The sequence below is a fragment of the Hydrogenophaga sp. ANAO-22 genome (assembly GCF_042466645.1).
GTDB lineage: Bacteria > Pseudomonadota > Gammaproteobacteria > Burkholderiales > Burkholderiaceae_C > Hydrogenophaga.
Window position 1 is genome coordinate 2,144,226 of record NZ_CP159956.1, and the last position, 13,327, is coordinate 2,157,552.

Consider the following 13,327-nt stretch of genomic DNA (forward strand, 5'->3'; position numbering starts at 1 on the left):
GTTCAGTGATGAACCGGCACCGGCTGGGCGCCGGCCCGTTGGCCCTGCGGCCGGGGACCATGGCGCAGGGTCAGCAAGGTGCCCAGCACGATGGCGACCAGCGCGAAGGCCGGCGCGCCGAGCGCGCCCACGTGATCGACCAGAAGCCCGCCACCCACCGCGCCGCTGGCGATGGCGATCTGGAACGCCGCCACCATCAGGCCGCCCGCGCCTTCGGCGTGGTCGGGCGCGGCCCGCACCACCCAGGTCTGGAAACCGACCGGGAACGCGCCGAACGCAAAACCCCAGAGCGCCACCGCCACGGCGGTCACCAGCGCCGACGAACCCGCCAGCAACAGGCTGCCCGCCATGAGGACGACCAGCGTGCCACCCGCCACGATGGCGCGGCGCTCGCTGCGCTCGGCCAGGTAGCCGCCCGCCAGGTTGCCGAAGAAACCCCCGATGCCGTAGCCCAGCAGCACCACCGAGATCGCCTGGACGGACAGGTGGGTGACGTTTTCCATCAGCGGCCGGATGTAGGTGAAGCCCGCGAAATGGCCGGAGATCACCAGCAGCACCGCCAACAAGGCCATGCGCACCTGCGGCCGCAGCAGCAACTGGCCCAGCACGCGCAGATTGGCGTGGTCGCGCGGCGGCAGCGCGGGCAGGGTGATGGCCTGCGCGACCAGCGTCACCACGCTGACCACGCCCGCGGCGACGAAGGCGCTGCGCCATCCCCACAGATCGCCCATCCAGGCACCGATGGGGGCGGCGCACACCGTGGCCACCGACACCCCCGTGAGGATCAGCGACATGGCGCGGGCGAACCGGTCCGCGGGCACCAGCCGCAGGGCCAGCGCACCCGCCAGGGCCCAGAAGCCGCCCAGCGCCACGCCCAGCAGCACGCGGGCCACCAGCAGCACGGGCAGCGAGGTGGCCGTCGCGGCCATCAGGTTGGAGACGACCAGCAGCAGGCTCAGCGCCAGCATCACCCACTTGCGGTCCAGCCGCCGCGTCAGGAGCGGAAAGGCGGGGGCGGCGACCGCGCCCACCAGCGCCGTCGCCGTGACCGTCTGGCCTGCGGCGCCGTTGCTGATGCCCAGGTCCGTGGCCATGGCCGTCAACAGGCTGGCCGGCAGGAATTCGGCGGTCACCAGGCCAAAAACGCCCAGCGCCAGGGAGCCGACGGCGGCCCAGTGGGGCGAATCCGCGTTCGCCGGCGGCGGCGGTGCGGCCACGGCTTGGGAGGGGTCGATGCAGGTGGAGCAGGAGGAGGACATGAATGGAACAGGGGGAAGCCAGCAAGACCGCCAGCTTAGGGATAAGATGCCGGCGTTTCCATGTGGGAAAAGCCGAAATGCTTGACTATTCCTCCGAATCTCCCGCCCTGCTCGAGGGGAGCGCCGCCCGTGGCGCGGCGGACGCGCCACCCCGCCCGGCCGACCTGCTGAGCCGCATCCTGCTGGGCTTGCGGCTCGACGGCGTCGAATACGGCCGTTGCGTGATGCAGCCGCCCTGGGCCGTGGCCTACCCCGCGCGGCCGGAGGCCCGTTTCCATTTCGTGGCGCGCGGTGGCTGCTGGCTCTGGCTGCCCGGTCACGACTGGGTGCGGCTGGACGCCGGCGACGCGGTGCTGCTGCCGCGGGGCAGCTTTCACATCCTGGCCAGCGCCCCCGACGTGCCGTGCGTGGACATCGAATCGCTCTCGCGCACGCCGGTGGCGGACAACATCTACCTCATCGGCGGTGCGCCGCGGCCCGCGTCCCCGGCCTCATCGGCCTCATCGCCCCCAACGCCGGACGAAGGGCCTCCGGGCGCGCCGAACGACATCGTCTTCTGCGGCGCCATGCGCTTCAACCTCGATCCCCTGCACCCCCTGCTGGCGATGATGCCGGACGCGATGCGCGCCAACGAACTGGCCACGCGAGACCCCTCCGTGCCCGCGTTGCTCGAAGCGATGGAACGCGAGGTCGCGCTGGATCGCATCGGCGCCTGCGGCATGCTCGCGCGCCTGGCCGATGTGCTGGCCGCCTGCATCATCCGCGCCTGGGTCGAGTGCGCCTGCAGCGACGCCAGTGGCTGGATCGCGGCGGTGCAGTGCCCCCGCATCGGCAAGGTGATCGCCGCGATCCACACCGAGCCCGAACGCGATTGGACGGTGCCGGCGCTGGCGGACCTGATGGGCGCCTCGCGCTCCAGCTTCGCCGAGTTGTTCACGCGCACCTTGGGCGAGAGCCCGGCGCGGTACGTGACCCGCGTGCGGATGTTCCAGGCGCGCCGCTGGATCGAGCGCGAAGGCATGCGCGTGGCCGTGGCCGCCACCCGCCTGGGTTACGACTCGGAGGCCTCGTTCAGCCGCGCGTTCAAAAGGGTCATCGGGCATCCGCCCGGTGCCTTGCGGCACAAGCGGGCCGCCGCGGATCGGCGGGATGATCGTATAAATAAAAACGGTTAGGCCTTCCTCCTACACCTCGATTTTTCTAAAAACTGTCAACTGGCTCAGTTTCGGTCTTCGAATGAGGGAGCTAGAAAAGAAGGACTGTCAGTCGACGCGCAGAAGCGGGCCGAGATCGCCGTGGCGCGTCACTCTGTTGAATTCCAGCGATTTCTGACACCAGGGAGATGCGGACAAATACGCGTGGCGCTGGCACAAGGTCATGTCAAGACGCTGATCATGGACGAACCAACGGCGCGCAGCGACCTCTTTCCGCTGGAGCTCAGCGTTGCCAGCGTTTCGTGCACCCCCAATTCCGCCGCAGAACCGCCGGCCATCGGCATCCGGCCTGCAGATAAGTATTTACCCTGTATATACAGGAATAGCCTGCCCTATACATTGACAAAAATTTTCGTGATCAAGGACGACCATGCCCAAACGCGCTATCTCATCAGAACGAGTCTTCAAGCCTTCCTTGCCATTTGCGCAGGCCACCCTTGCGGGGGGATTCCTGTTCGTCTGCTCGACGGGGCGCAACCTGCAGGGCCAGTTCGTCGTGGGCGACGTGCGCGCGCAAACGCAACAAGCCATCGACAACATCCAGGCACTGGTCGAGGAAGCAGGTGGCAGCCTGCGCGACATCGTCAAGTGCACGGTATACGTGACCGATCGCACCAACTGGGCGCCCATGAACGAGGTCTATTTCGCCAACTTCAACACGGACCCTCCTCACCGCGTCTCCTGCATTGTGAGTGGGCTGGGGTCGCCCGATTGCCTGGTGGAGATCGACGCCACGGCATACATCGGCAATGAATAACGCACTCCGTCTTCCTCCCTGAGATCCAAAGACATCTTCACAGGACCACCACCATGTTCAACCGCAGAACCCTCCTGTCGCTCGCCCTTGCCTCACCCTTTATGGCAAGCGCCCAATCGACTCCCGGTCGCAGCGCAATGCGCTGGGTGGTGCCGTTTCCCGCCGGTGGGGCAGCCGACGTCATCGCCCGCAATTGGGCGAGTTCATATTCGGCGACTTCTGGTCAGACCATCGTTGTTGACAATCGAGGAGGTGCCAGTGGCCTGATAGGCATTCAGGCGATCAAGTCAGCGCCGGCGGATGGCAGCGTGCTGGGGGTTCTGAACGTCTCGTTCTTCACTGCACTGCCCTTGATGCTTTCACAGGCACCCTACGATCCAGCAAAAGATCTGACACCCATTGCCCGCCTGGTGACATCCACCGTCGTGTGTTGCGTGACCGCCGAACGAGCAAAAGAAAATGGTTGGACAAACTTCCGCAGCTTGATTGAGTGGAGCAAAAAGCCGGGACACCAGTTGAGCAAGGGATCCGCGGGCAATGGCTCGCCAGGGCATCTGCTGATTGCCACTGTGGCCAAGCGCACGGGCGCCAACATACTGCACGTGCCCTATCGCGGTGGCGCACCTGCCTTGAACGACCTGCTGAGTGGGCAAATTGACATGGTGTTCGACTTCATGCCGGCCTTGATGCCCCACATCAATTCCGGGCGGTTGATACCCATTGCCGTTGGAAGCCGAGAGCGCAGTCCCTTGATGCCCGATGTACCGGGGATGGGAGAGTTTGCGGATCTCGGCCTGGCGGATGTGGACTTGCAATCCTGGAATGCGCTGACAGGCCCAGCCAACATGAGCCCCGCCGTGACGAGTGCCATCGCGCAAGTCGTGGCCCGAAGCGCCACGCCGGATCTGGCTGCCCGCCTCAAGAGCTCCGGTTTGGTGCTTGCCACGACCGACGGTGTCGAATCCACACGCGCATTGATCGCAAAAGACGCCAAATTCTGGAAGGAAATGGTCCAGATCTCGGGGGCAAAAATTGAGTAGTCACCGACCCTCGTGCAGAGGGCGTCCCCACGGGCGCTCATGGGGAGATCAGGCTGTCAAGCCGATCCTCGGGATGCATGGCGCATGAATTCGAAGACACCGCATTCGTTTCCAGCGTCAGCTCCAGCGGCGCCTTCCCCGACGCCCGGGCTCGCGCTGTATGCGCAAGTAAAAGAGCACATCGCACGCCGAATTCAGGATTGTGAATGGCCACCCGGTCATCGACTGCCTTCGGAACAGGAGCTGGTAGCCCAGTTCGGCGTGGCCCGGATGACCGTCAACCGTGCGTTGCGGGAGCTGGTAGGCCAAGGCAAGATCGTGCGGGTGCCGGGCGTGGGCAGTTTCGTTGCGGAAGCGAAGCCGCATTCAACGCTTCTGCAGGTGGCAAGCATTGCCAGTGACATCCGAGGACGAGGTCACGAATACGGCTTCTCGTTGATCAGCGCGGAACAAATTCCTGCCGCACCCGACGTTGCAGCATGGCTCGACATCCGTGTTGGCGAGAACGTGTTTCACTGCATCTGTTTGCACCTCGAGAACGGCTTGCCGGTTCAGTTCGAAGACCGTTACGTCAATCTGCGCGCTGTTCCAGCCATACTCGATCAGGATTTCTCGAAGATCACGCCCAGCGAGTATCTTGTGCGCCACGTTCCATACGATGAGATCGAGCATCTCGTCGATGCCGTCCTGCCGACGCCAGAGCAGGCACAGAGACTGGCGATGGATCCAGACGACCCCTGCCTGCAATTGACGCGCCGGACCTGGAAGCGAGGAACGGTTATCAACTACCTTCGTTTGCTGCACCCTGGCCTTCGCTACCGGTTGGCGAGCCGTTTCGCGGCAGATGGCACTCATGTTGCCTAAAAGGGCCACAGCAACCGATGCTTGGGCTCAGCTCCACTGTTCCGACCAAATACAGTCGAAAACACTTGGCGCACAGCACTCAAGCCGACATTGCAACCCGGAAAACATTGTCGAAAACTTCACACCAGGACGAAGCCGACAGAAGGCTCAATCAAGGATGGCAACCGCTCGAGTCCAGCCCGCGGAAGCAGCCTTGATCTTGACAGGGAAGCAGCAGACGGTGAATCCGTGCGCTGGCAGAGCTTCAAGGTTGTGCAGCTTCTCCAGATGGCAGTAGCCAATGTCTCTGCCCGCCTTGTGCCCCTCCCAAATGAGCGAGGTGTCCTTCGTCTCCTGCACCTTGCGCTGCGTGTACACGAAGGGGGCATCCCAGCTCCACGCGTCTGTACCGGTCAAGCGAACGCCTTGTTCGAGCAGGTACAAGGTGGCCTCGCGACCCATGCCACAGCCTGCCTCGACGTAATCGTCATGGCCATAGCGCGAGCCCGCTCGTGTGTTGACCACGACGATGTCGCCAGGCGCAATCTGATGCTCGATGCGGGCGAGCTCGTCGTGCACCTCTTGCTTCGTCACCACATGGCCATCGGGTAGGTGTCTGAAATCCAGCTTGACCCCCGGCGCAAAGCACCATTCGAGTGGCACTTCGTCGATGGTCCACGCGCGCTGAGGCTCGCCCAAAGCATGGTTCATCGTGGGGTGGAAATGGTACGGCGCATCCAAATGGGTGCCGTTGTGCGTGGTCAATTGCACCTTCTCCAGCGCCCACCCAGCGGCATCTGGCAAGTCCTCCGGTTTGAGGTCAGGAAAGAAAGACTGCAGGCGCGGGATCGACTCCGTGTGTCCCAGGTAGTCAATCTTCGGCCGTGCAATGTCGGGGTCGCTGCGCACGCCGTTCTCCAACGGCATGGAGATGTCGATGAATGTCTTCTTCATGTGCTCACCATTCCAGTTTGATCGCGCGCTTCAACCCACCTCGAACGTGCAGTACCTGTACCAGTGGCGACCACAATCCTGCCATCGGCAACGCACCAAGGTGGGTTGTGCCGAGAAAAGTGTGTCGCCGGTTGCATGAAACTCGACATCATCGTTGGGGCTCATTCCACCTTGATGTTGTTGGCACGGATCAGCGCTTCCCAATCCTTGGATTCCTTCTCGATCCGGGCGGCCATCTGCTTGGGGCTGCTGGCGACCGGTGTACCCGATCGGCCCACGAGGCGTTCTTTGACCTCGGGCAGCTCATTGATCCGATTGATCTCGGCGCTCACTCTTTCGATGATCGCAGCAGGCGTGCCCGCAGGCGCGTAAAAGCCGTGCCAGCCCTCAAGAACGACGCCGGGCACGGTCTCAGTGATCGTCGGAAGATTCGGGAGTTCAGGGTGACGACGCGACCCGGAGTGAGCCAGGGCTTTTACCTTGCCGGCCCGGATCTGCGGAATAGCCGTCGCTGTTGGTTCTAGCAGAAACTGAATCCGACCCGTGATGAGGTCATTCATCGCGCCAGTGCGATATGGCACATGCAACATTTCGACGCCGGCTTTCTGCAAGAGCTGCACGAACACCAGGTGGGGATAACCCCCCACACCATAGGAGCCGTACACCAACTCGCCTTTGCGCGAGCGAGCTAGGTCGATCGCTTCTGCGACCGTGTTGGCGCCTACGCTATTGCTCGCCAACAGCATCGTCGTTGTGTTGACGGCCTCAGCCACCGGCACGAGATCCTTTCGAGGATCGAACGTGATACTGGTGTACAGGAACTGGTTCATCGTTGTCACGTTCGCGATCGCGTAGAGGAACGTGTAACCGTCTGGAGTCGACTTGGCTGCTGCGTCTGCACCGATGTTGCCGGCTGCGCCGCTGCGGTTGTCCACGACCACCGGAACCTTCAGCGCAGCGGCGAGCTGGTCGGCATAGATGCGCGCAAAGATATCGGGTTGCGTTCCTGCAGTGGCTGCCACGACGAGCTTGATCGGCCTGTCAGGCCACGTGGACGCGTTGGCGAGGAAAGGGGCGGCGCCGAGTGCCAACATTGAGCGGCGCGTGAGCAGGCTGAGGTCTTTCATGGTGTGGAGGGACTTGTCTCGTCGAGTTGTTGTCTTGAATCGGGCTGGTTGAGGACGGTCGCCGGGCCGTGATGTCGGGCCCCGCGAGTTGACATCGTAGTGCGCGCCCGGCCGAATTGCAACCATCGTTTCAAACGTATGTTTGGTTTTTTGGGCAAAGAATGGTGTAGACCCCGTCTGGCAGAATCTCCCACGCAACTCCTTTCCAACCATGGCATCAAGGCACAACACCCCGAGCGAGGGCGCAACCCAGCAGAAGATCATCGATGCAGCCTTGGTGCTCTTTGCCGAGTACGGGATCGATGGCGTTCCCGTGCGGGCCCTCACCAGCCATGCCGGCGTGAACGTGGCGGCCATTCACTACCACTTCGGCGGCATGGAGGCGGTAGCGGAAGCGGTGTTCAGCGAGCTCTCGGCTCGCATCAACAAGACCCGAACCAGCAAGCTCGAAGAAATCCTGGCCCGCGCGAAGGCCAAGCGCAAAAAGCCCAATGTGACCGAAATCGTCCTGGCCTTCATAGAGCCCTATGTGGACGACAACGCCACGACCGAGGGGCAGCTACTGGCCCAACTGATCGTGAAGCACCGCCTGTCGCCCTCCCCGATGACGGAACAGGTGATCAAGAAGCACTTCGATCCGATGGCCAAACAGTTCGTGGCCGCGCTGCACGAGGCCATTCCGTCGGTGCCCTTGAGCCAGATGTATTGGCGTTACATGCTGCTCGTGAGCACGGTCGTGCTCTCGGTGAGCGCCCGTCGCGGCTCCAACCGACTGCAACGCCTGTCTGAGGGCGAAGCGGATGGAGCCGACCTCAAAGCGATGCGCGACGCGCTGGTTGAATTTGTCATCGGTGGCATCCGCGCCCCGCATCGCGTTACTTCGGCGCCTTAGCCCCGGCACCTCCGCCTGCTTCTGCAGGACCACTCGCGGCGGCTTGATATTCATTAATTTCAAACAGTTGTTTTGATTTGGCTATACTGCGACCTCCATCCCGCATGGCTGCACCCCCTCGAGAGGGCCTCGGGAAATCCCGCATGCTGCCTGGCAAAAGGAGACAACTGTGATCTTCGAGAAGAACGTTGAGATCAAGGTGCGCGATGGCGCTGTTCTCAGAGCAAACGTGTTCCGCCCTGAAGGCGATGCACCCGTGCCGGTCCTCATGACCCATGGTCCATACGGGAAAGACGCGCACTTTGAGGACGCATTCAAGCCCCAATGGGACGAGCTCAAGCGCCTCTATCCCGGCATCGACACGGATGGCTCATCGGGCCACTATCTGCGCTGGGAAGTGGCGGATCCCGAGCGCTGGATCCCCTTGGGCTATGCGATCGTCGTGGTCGACAGCCGTGGTGCCGGCGAGTCACCTGGCAAGTTGCAGGTGTGGTCGCCGCAGGAAGTGGATGACTACCACGACTGCATCGAATGGGCCGGCACCCAAAGCTGGTCCAACGGGAAAGTGGGCCTGTTGGGCATCTCCTACTACGCGATGAACCAGTGGCAGGTGGCCGCGACGCGGCCGATCCATCTGGCCGCAATCTGCCCGTGGGAGGGTGCCGCTGACTTCTACCGCGACGTCAGCCACCATGGTGGCATCTTCGGCAACCACTTCCTTCAGATCTGGTATCCCAAGCAGATCCTGGCGGTGCAGAACGGCAACGGGCAAAGCAGCTACATTGATCGCGACACGGGCAAGATGATGACCGGCAGCCCGCTGACGCCCGACGAGCTGGCGGCCAACCGTGTCGACATCATCGATCAATTTCGGCAACACCCGCTCATCGACGATTGGTACGAAGCCCGCACGTCCAGGTTGTCGCAGATCGAAGTCCCCGTGCTGTCCGCCGGCAACTGGGGCGGAATGGGCCTGCATCTGCGCGGCAACATCTACGGGTTCCTGGGCACGGGATCGCAGCAAAAGTGGCTGCAGATGCATGGAGGCACCCACTGGGAATCCTTCTATCTGCCGCAGTACGTTGAGCTGCAGAAGCGATTCTTCGACCGGTTCCTCAAAGCTGAGGAGAACGGCTGGGAAGAGCAACCGCCTCTCATTTTGGAAGTGCGCCATCCAGGCGAGAAATTCGTGACCCGTTACGAACACGAATGGCCGCTGGCTCGCACCGAGTGGACTGCGATGTATCTTGACGCGAGCAGCAAAGGCCTGTCGGATTCGCCCAGGCCGCAAGAGGCAGGGTCGAGCTACGAGGCCCCCGGCGCCGGCATTGAGTTCGTCAGTGAGCCGTTCAGCGTGGAGACGGAGTTCACGGGGCCATTGAGTGCGGCTTTATGGGTCAAGACGGACGCCCAGGACATGGACCTGTTCGTCACCATCCGCGCCTACGATCCGCAACGCAAAGAGGTGCTCTTCCGTGGCGCGACCGACCCGGCTGTTCCCATCGCGCAAGGATGGCTCAGAGCATCGCACCGCAAGACAATCCCCGAGCTGTCCTCCGCTGGCCGTCCGCACCACGAGCATCGGATGATCGAGCCGGTACCCTCGAATGAGCCCTTCCGCGTGGAAGTCGAGATCTGGCCCACCTGCATCGTGCTGCCCGTGGGTTACCGCATCTCGGTGAGGATCGACGCCCAGGACTTTGAACGTGAAGGCGCTACTGGCCCTCGCAAGGGCTCCGGGCCGTTCCTCCACACGGACTCGACAGATCGGCCTCCGGAGAGATTTCGCGGGCGCAACACAATCCTTACCGGTGGAAGGTTTGACTCGCACTTGATGCTGCCACGCATCGCGGCGACCAGCAAGACGTAAGGGCTGGCGCGAGCCCAATGGCGGGACCAGATGCCTCACCTCTTCGGAGCCAAGGCAGTCCGCTCGAGTCGTTGGGTGCTGGGGCGATGCCAGCGTTGCCTGTTGAGGTGAATACCGACGTCATCGACTCGCTCAACGGTATCGTCGAACGCAATGGCCGCTGGGGATTCTGGAAGTGCGTTGACCGGTCACGCCTGGATGGCCGGCCATGGAATCACAAGCGAGTCTGGCGGGTGTACTGCGAGCTGGGTCTGAGCATTTGAGAAGTATGGATCCATCGTTCGCGACGAACGCGCGGGTCATTCATTGATGCATTCAGAGCATCATTTGTTCTCGATATTGCAATTTACTTCGCCACCGGATGACCGGAAACTGCCTGCTCGGCACCCGCCAACCCAGCACTGAGAGCGAAGGACATCCTCATGACCCAGACCACCGACGACCTGCGCGCATGGATCGGTCGCAGCGAGACGGTGCACGACACCATCCACCCGACGCCCGTGGCCGCCCTGACCGCCACGCTCGACCACCCCGCGACAGATACGGCGCCCGGCACGCTGCTGCCACCGCTCTGGCACTGGCTGTATTTCCTGCCCCTGCACCGGCAATCCGACATCGGCGCGGACGGCCACGCCCGGCGCGGCGGCTTTCTACCTCCGGTGCCGCTGCCGCGCCGCATGTGGGCCGGCAGCCAGTTCGAATTCCGCTCCCAGATCCGCTTGGGCGATCAGGTGACCCGCACGTCCACCATCGACGACGTGAGCCGCAAGGAAGGCCGCACGGGCCCGCTGGTGTTCGTGAAGGTGCGCCATGAACTCCGGTGCAACGGTGCCAGCGAGCCCGCGCTCGTCGAGTTCCATGACATCGTCTATCGCGAAGCCCAGGGCCCGAACGATGTGGTGCCGCCGCCTCAAGCCGCCGGGAAAGGTGAATGGCGCCGCGAGATCGTGCCCGACGACGTTCTGCTCTTCCGCTACTCGGCGCTCACCTTCAACGGCCACCGCATCCACTACGACCGGAAGTACGTGACCGAGGTGGAAGGCTACCCCGGACTCATCGTCCATGGACCCTTGATCGCCACCTTGCTGATGGACCTTCTGCGCCGCCAGATGCCCGGTGCCGATGTGTCCAGCTTCCAGTTCAAGGCCGTGCGGCCGACCTTCGACCTGAACGCTTTCCACGTGCACGGCCAACCGCAGGCGGACGGAAAAACGATTCGACTTTGGGCATCTGACCATGAAGGCTGGCTGACGATGGATGCCACTGCCACGCTGCGCTGAGGGAGCACCGCCATGCAACCACTCAAAGGCATCACCGTTGTCACGCTCGAACACGCGATCGCCGCGCCGTTCGCCACCCGCCAGCTCGCCGACCTGGGCGCACGGGTGATAAAGATCGAACGCCCGGGCAGCGGCGATTTCGCACGTGGCTACGACCAGCGCGTGCGCGGCTTGGCGTCGCATTTTGTCTGGACCAACCGCTCCAAGGAAAGCCTGACGCTGGACGTCAAACACCCCCAGGCCGCACAGGCGCTTGAACGCCTGGTGCTTGAGAAAGCCGATGTCGTTGTGCAGAACCTGGCCCCGGGTGCCGCGGCGCGACTGGGCATGGGCTACGAACAACTGTCGCAACGCAAGCCCGGCCTGATCGTGTGCGACATCTCGGGCTACGGCGACGACCGGGAGAACCCGGGGCCGTACCGCGACAAGAAGGCGTACGACCTGCTGATCCAGAGCGAAGCCGGCTTCGTCTCGGTGACCGGCACCGCCGACGAACCCTGCAAGGCCGGCCCGTCGATCGCGGACATCGCCGCAGGCATGTATGCCTACAGCAACATCCTCGCGGCCCTGATGCAGCGCAGCCAGACCGGCCGGGGCCAGCGCATCGACATCTCCATGCTGGAATCGCTGGCCGAATGGACCAGCTACCCGCTGTACTACGCGTTCGAAGGCGCCGCGCCGCCACCGCGCACCGGCGCCAGCCACGCCACGATCTATCCGTACGGTCCGTTCCCGGTCGGGCCGGCGGAACACGGCGCCCACGTGATGCTGGGCCTGCAGAACGAGCGCGAATGGCTCAGCTTCTGTGAAAAGGTGCTGCTCCAGCCGGCCTTGGCCACCGACCCGCGCTTCACCGCCAACTTCAAGCGCGTCGCCGAGCGCACAGCCCTGCGCCAGATCATCGTGGATACCTTCCGGCCCCTGACGGTGGCCGAGGTAGAGGCCCGGCTGGAGGCAGCGCAGATCGCCAACGCCCGCGTGAACACCATGGCCGACGTCTGGGCACATCCGCAACTCCAGGCGCGCCAGCGCTGGACCGAGGTGGGCTCTCCGCAGGGGCCGCTGCCGGCCCTGCTGCCACCGGGCACCTGGAACGAAGGCCCGCGCATGGACCCGGTGCCGGCACTGGGCGAGCACACCGATGCGATCCTGGCCGAACTGGGTTACGGCGCGGACGGCATTGCCGCGCTGCGCGCGGCCCGGGCCATCTGAGGACGCGACCATGTCGGCATCCCTCACCCCCGCGCGCACCTACCTCTTCGTGCCCGGCACTCGGCCCGATCGCTTCGACAAGGCCCTGGCCAGCGGCGCCGATGCCATCGTGCTGGACCTTGAAGACGCCGTGGCACCCGAGCAAAAATCCGATGCGCGCGACCACATCGTCCGCTGGCTTCGCACCGCATCACCCGCCGACCGTGCGCGCTGCGCGGTGCGCATCAACGACTCGGCATCCGACTGGTTTGCAGACGACCTGACGGCCTTGCAAGGCACGGGCGTGGCGCAGATCATGCTGCCCAAGACCGAGCAGGCGCTGCAGACGCGGTTGGTCGTGGAGGCCGTGCCGGGCGCCCAGGTGCTCGCGCTCATCGAAAGCGCGCGGGGCGTGGCCCATGTGGACGAGATTGCGGGTGCCCCGGGCGTTGCCCGACTCGTGTTCGGTACGCTGGACTTCGCCCTGGACCTCAACCTGGACATCCGACATGACGCCGTCGGTTTGAACCACGCGGCCGCGCGCATCGCACTGGCCTCGCGCGTGGCAGATCTCGCGGCACCAGTGGCCGGCGTCACGCCACAGCTGGACGACGAAGCCCGCCTGCTGGCCGACCTGGCCTTGGCACGCTGCCATGGCTTTGGCGCCAAGCTGTGCATCCACCCGGGGCAGGTGCTGCCGATCCACCGCGCATTGCAACCCAGCGAGGCCGAGCTGGTCTGGGCCCGGCGCGTGCTGGCGGCCGACGCGGCTTCGCCCGGCGTGGCCCGGCTCGACGGTCGCATGGTCGATGTGCCCGTGGTGCGCCTCGCCCGGCGCACCTTGCAGGCCGCAGGGCATTGAACCCGGCTCCCATCACCCCACCCATTCCCCGCAGAGAA

General features: G+C 64.0%; 12 protein-coding genes. 9 read left to right on the forward strand and 3 right to left on the reverse strand.

The window, feature by feature from the left end:
• Positions 1-2: 2 nt before the first annotated feature.
• Positions 3-1,259, reverse strand: a complete 1,257-nt coding sequence (locus ABSY19_RS10215) for an MFS transporter (RefSeq protein WP_382162158.1) — start codon at positions 1,257-1,259, stop codon at positions 3-5.
• Between the two features lie 77 nt (positions 1,260-1,336).
• On the opposite strand from ABSY19_RS10215, the gene ABSY19_RS10220 reads away from it, so the two are divergent.
• From ABSY19_RS10220 to hutC, 4 genes are all read left to right on the forward strand, one after another.
• Positions 1,337-2,434, forward strand: a complete 1,098-nt coding sequence (locus tag ABSY19_RS10220) for an AraC family transcriptional regulator (protein WP_382162160.1) — start codon at positions 1,337-1,339, stop codon at positions 2,432-2,434.
• Between the two features lie 409 nt (positions 2,435-2,843).
• The gene (locus ABSY19_RS10225) at positions 2,844-3,230 is read left to right on the forward strand and encodes a RidA family protein (RefSeq protein ID WP_382162163.1); all 387 of its coding nucleotides are present in this window, start codon (positions 2,844-2,846) and stop codon (positions 3,228-3,230) included.
• Between the two features lie 53 nt (positions 3,231-3,283).
• Positions 3,284-4,270 carry a Bug family tripartite tricarboxylate transporter substrate binding protein gene (locus tag ABSY19_RS10230; protein WP_382162166.1) on the forward strand — a complete coding sequence of 329 codons (987 nt, stop codon included), beginning with the start codon at positions 3,284-3,286 and terminating at the stop codon, positions 4,268-4,270.
• An 84-nt stretch (positions 4,271-4,354) separates the two neighbouring features.
• Positions 4,355-5,134 (forward strand): histidine utilization repressor, encoded by a 780-nt coding sequence (hutC, locus tag ABSY19_RS10235; protein ID WP_382162169.1) that lies wholly within the window; start codon positions 4,355-4,357, stop codon positions 5,132-5,134.
• Positions 5,135-5,281: 147 nt separating this feature from the next.
• Here the strand turns inward: hutC and ABSY19_RS10240 are convergent, their stop codons facing one another.
• Together ABSY19_RS10240 and ABSY19_RS10245 are read right to left on the reverse strand one after the other, a co-directional pair.
• On the reverse strand, positions 5,282-6,067 hold the full coding sequence (locus tag ABSY19_RS10240) for a cyclase family protein (RefSeq protein WP_382162172.1): 786 nt from the start codon (positions 6,065-6,067) through the stop codon (positions 5,282-5,284).
• Positions 6,068-6,228: 161 nt separating this feature from the next.
• Entirely contained in the window at positions 6,229-7,194 is a 966-nt protein-coding gene (locus ABSY19_RS10245; protein ID WP_382162175.1) for a Bug family tripartite tricarboxylate transporter substrate binding protein, read from the reverse strand.
• A gap of 211 nt (positions 7,195-7,405) precedes the next feature.
• On the opposite strand from ABSY19_RS10245, the gene ABSY19_RS10250 reads away from it, so the two are divergent.
• From ABSY19_RS10250 to ABSY19_RS10270, 5 genes are all read left to right on the forward strand, one after another.
• Positions 7,406-8,086, forward strand: coding sequence for a TetR/AcrR family transcriptional regulator (locus tag ABSY19_RS10250; protein WP_382162178.1), 681 nt, complete (start codon positions 7,406-7,408; stop codon positions 8,084-8,086).
• Positions 8,087-8,255: 169 nt separating this feature from the next.
• On the forward strand, positions 8,256-9,956 hold the full coding sequence (locus ABSY19_RS10255) for a CocE/NonD family hydrolase (protein WP_382162181.1): 1,701 nt from the start codon (positions 8,256-8,258) through the stop codon (positions 9,954-9,956).
• Positions 9,957-10,378: 422 nt separating this feature from the next.
• Complete coding sequence (locus tag ABSY19_RS10260; protein WP_382162183.1) at positions 10,379-11,236, forward strand: MaoC family dehydratase N-terminal domain-containing protein; 858 nt, start codon at positions 10,379-10,381, stop codon at positions 11,234-11,236.
• 12 nt (positions 11,237-11,248) lie between these two features.
• A complete protein-coding gene (locus ABSY19_RS10265; protein WP_382162187.1) occupies positions 11,249-12,448 on the forward strand; it encodes a CaiB/BaiF CoA transferase family protein in 1,200 nt (399 codons plus the stop codon).
• Positions 12,449-12,458: 10 nt separating this feature from the next.
• Positions 12,459-13,289 carry an HpcH/HpaI aldolase/citrate lyase family protein gene (locus tag ABSY19_RS10270; protein ID WP_382162190.1) on the forward strand — a complete coding sequence of 277 codons (831 nt, stop codon included), beginning with the start codon at positions 12,459-12,461 and terminating at the stop codon, positions 13,287-13,289.
• Positions 13,290-13,327 lie beyond the last annotated feature (38 nt).

Coding starts and splice junctions, on each gene's coding strand:
- ABSY19_RS10260 (WP_382162183.1), top strand. CDS start 10,379: ATGACCCAGACCACCGACGACCTGCGCGCATGGATCGGTCGCAGCGAG.
- hutC (WP_382162169.1), top strand. CDS start 4,355: ATGAATTCGAAGACACCGCATTCGTTTCCAGCGTCAGCTCCAGCGGCG.
- ABSY19_RS10240 (WP_382162172.1), bottom strand. CDS start 6,067: ATGAAGAAGACATTCATCGACATCTCCATGCCGTTGGAGAACGGCGTG.
- ABSY19_RS10220 (WP_382162160.1), top strand. CDS start 1,337: ATGCTTGACTATTCCTCCGAATCTCCCGCCCTGCTCGAGGGGAGCGCC.
- ABSY19_RS10215 (WP_382162158.1), bottom strand. CDS start 1,259: ATGTCCTCCTCCTGCTCCACCTGCATCGACCCCTCCCAAGCCGTGGCC.
- ABSY19_RS10245 (WP_382162175.1), bottom strand. CDS start 7,194: ATGAAAGACCTCAGCCTGCTCACGCGCCGCTCAATGTTGGCACTCGGC.
- ABSY19_RS10225 (WP_382162163.1), top strand. CDS start 2,844: ATGCCCAAACGCGCTATCTCATCAGAACGAGTCTTCAAGCCTTCCTTG.
- ABSY19_RS10270 (WP_382162190.1), top strand. CDS start 12,459: ATGTCGGCATCCCTCACCCCCGCGCGCACCTACCTCTTCGTGCCCGGC.
- ABSY19_RS10250 (WP_382162178.1), top strand. CDS start 7,406: ATGGCATCAAGGCACAACACCCCGAGCGAGGGCGCAACCCAGCAGAAG.
- ABSY19_RS10230 (WP_382162166.1), top strand. CDS start 3,284: ATGTTCAACCGCAGAACCCTCCTGTCGCTCGCCCTTGCCTCACCCTTT.
- ABSY19_RS10265 (WP_382162187.1), top strand. CDS start 11,249: ATGCAACCACTCAAAGGCATCACCGTTGTCACGCTCGAACACGCGATC.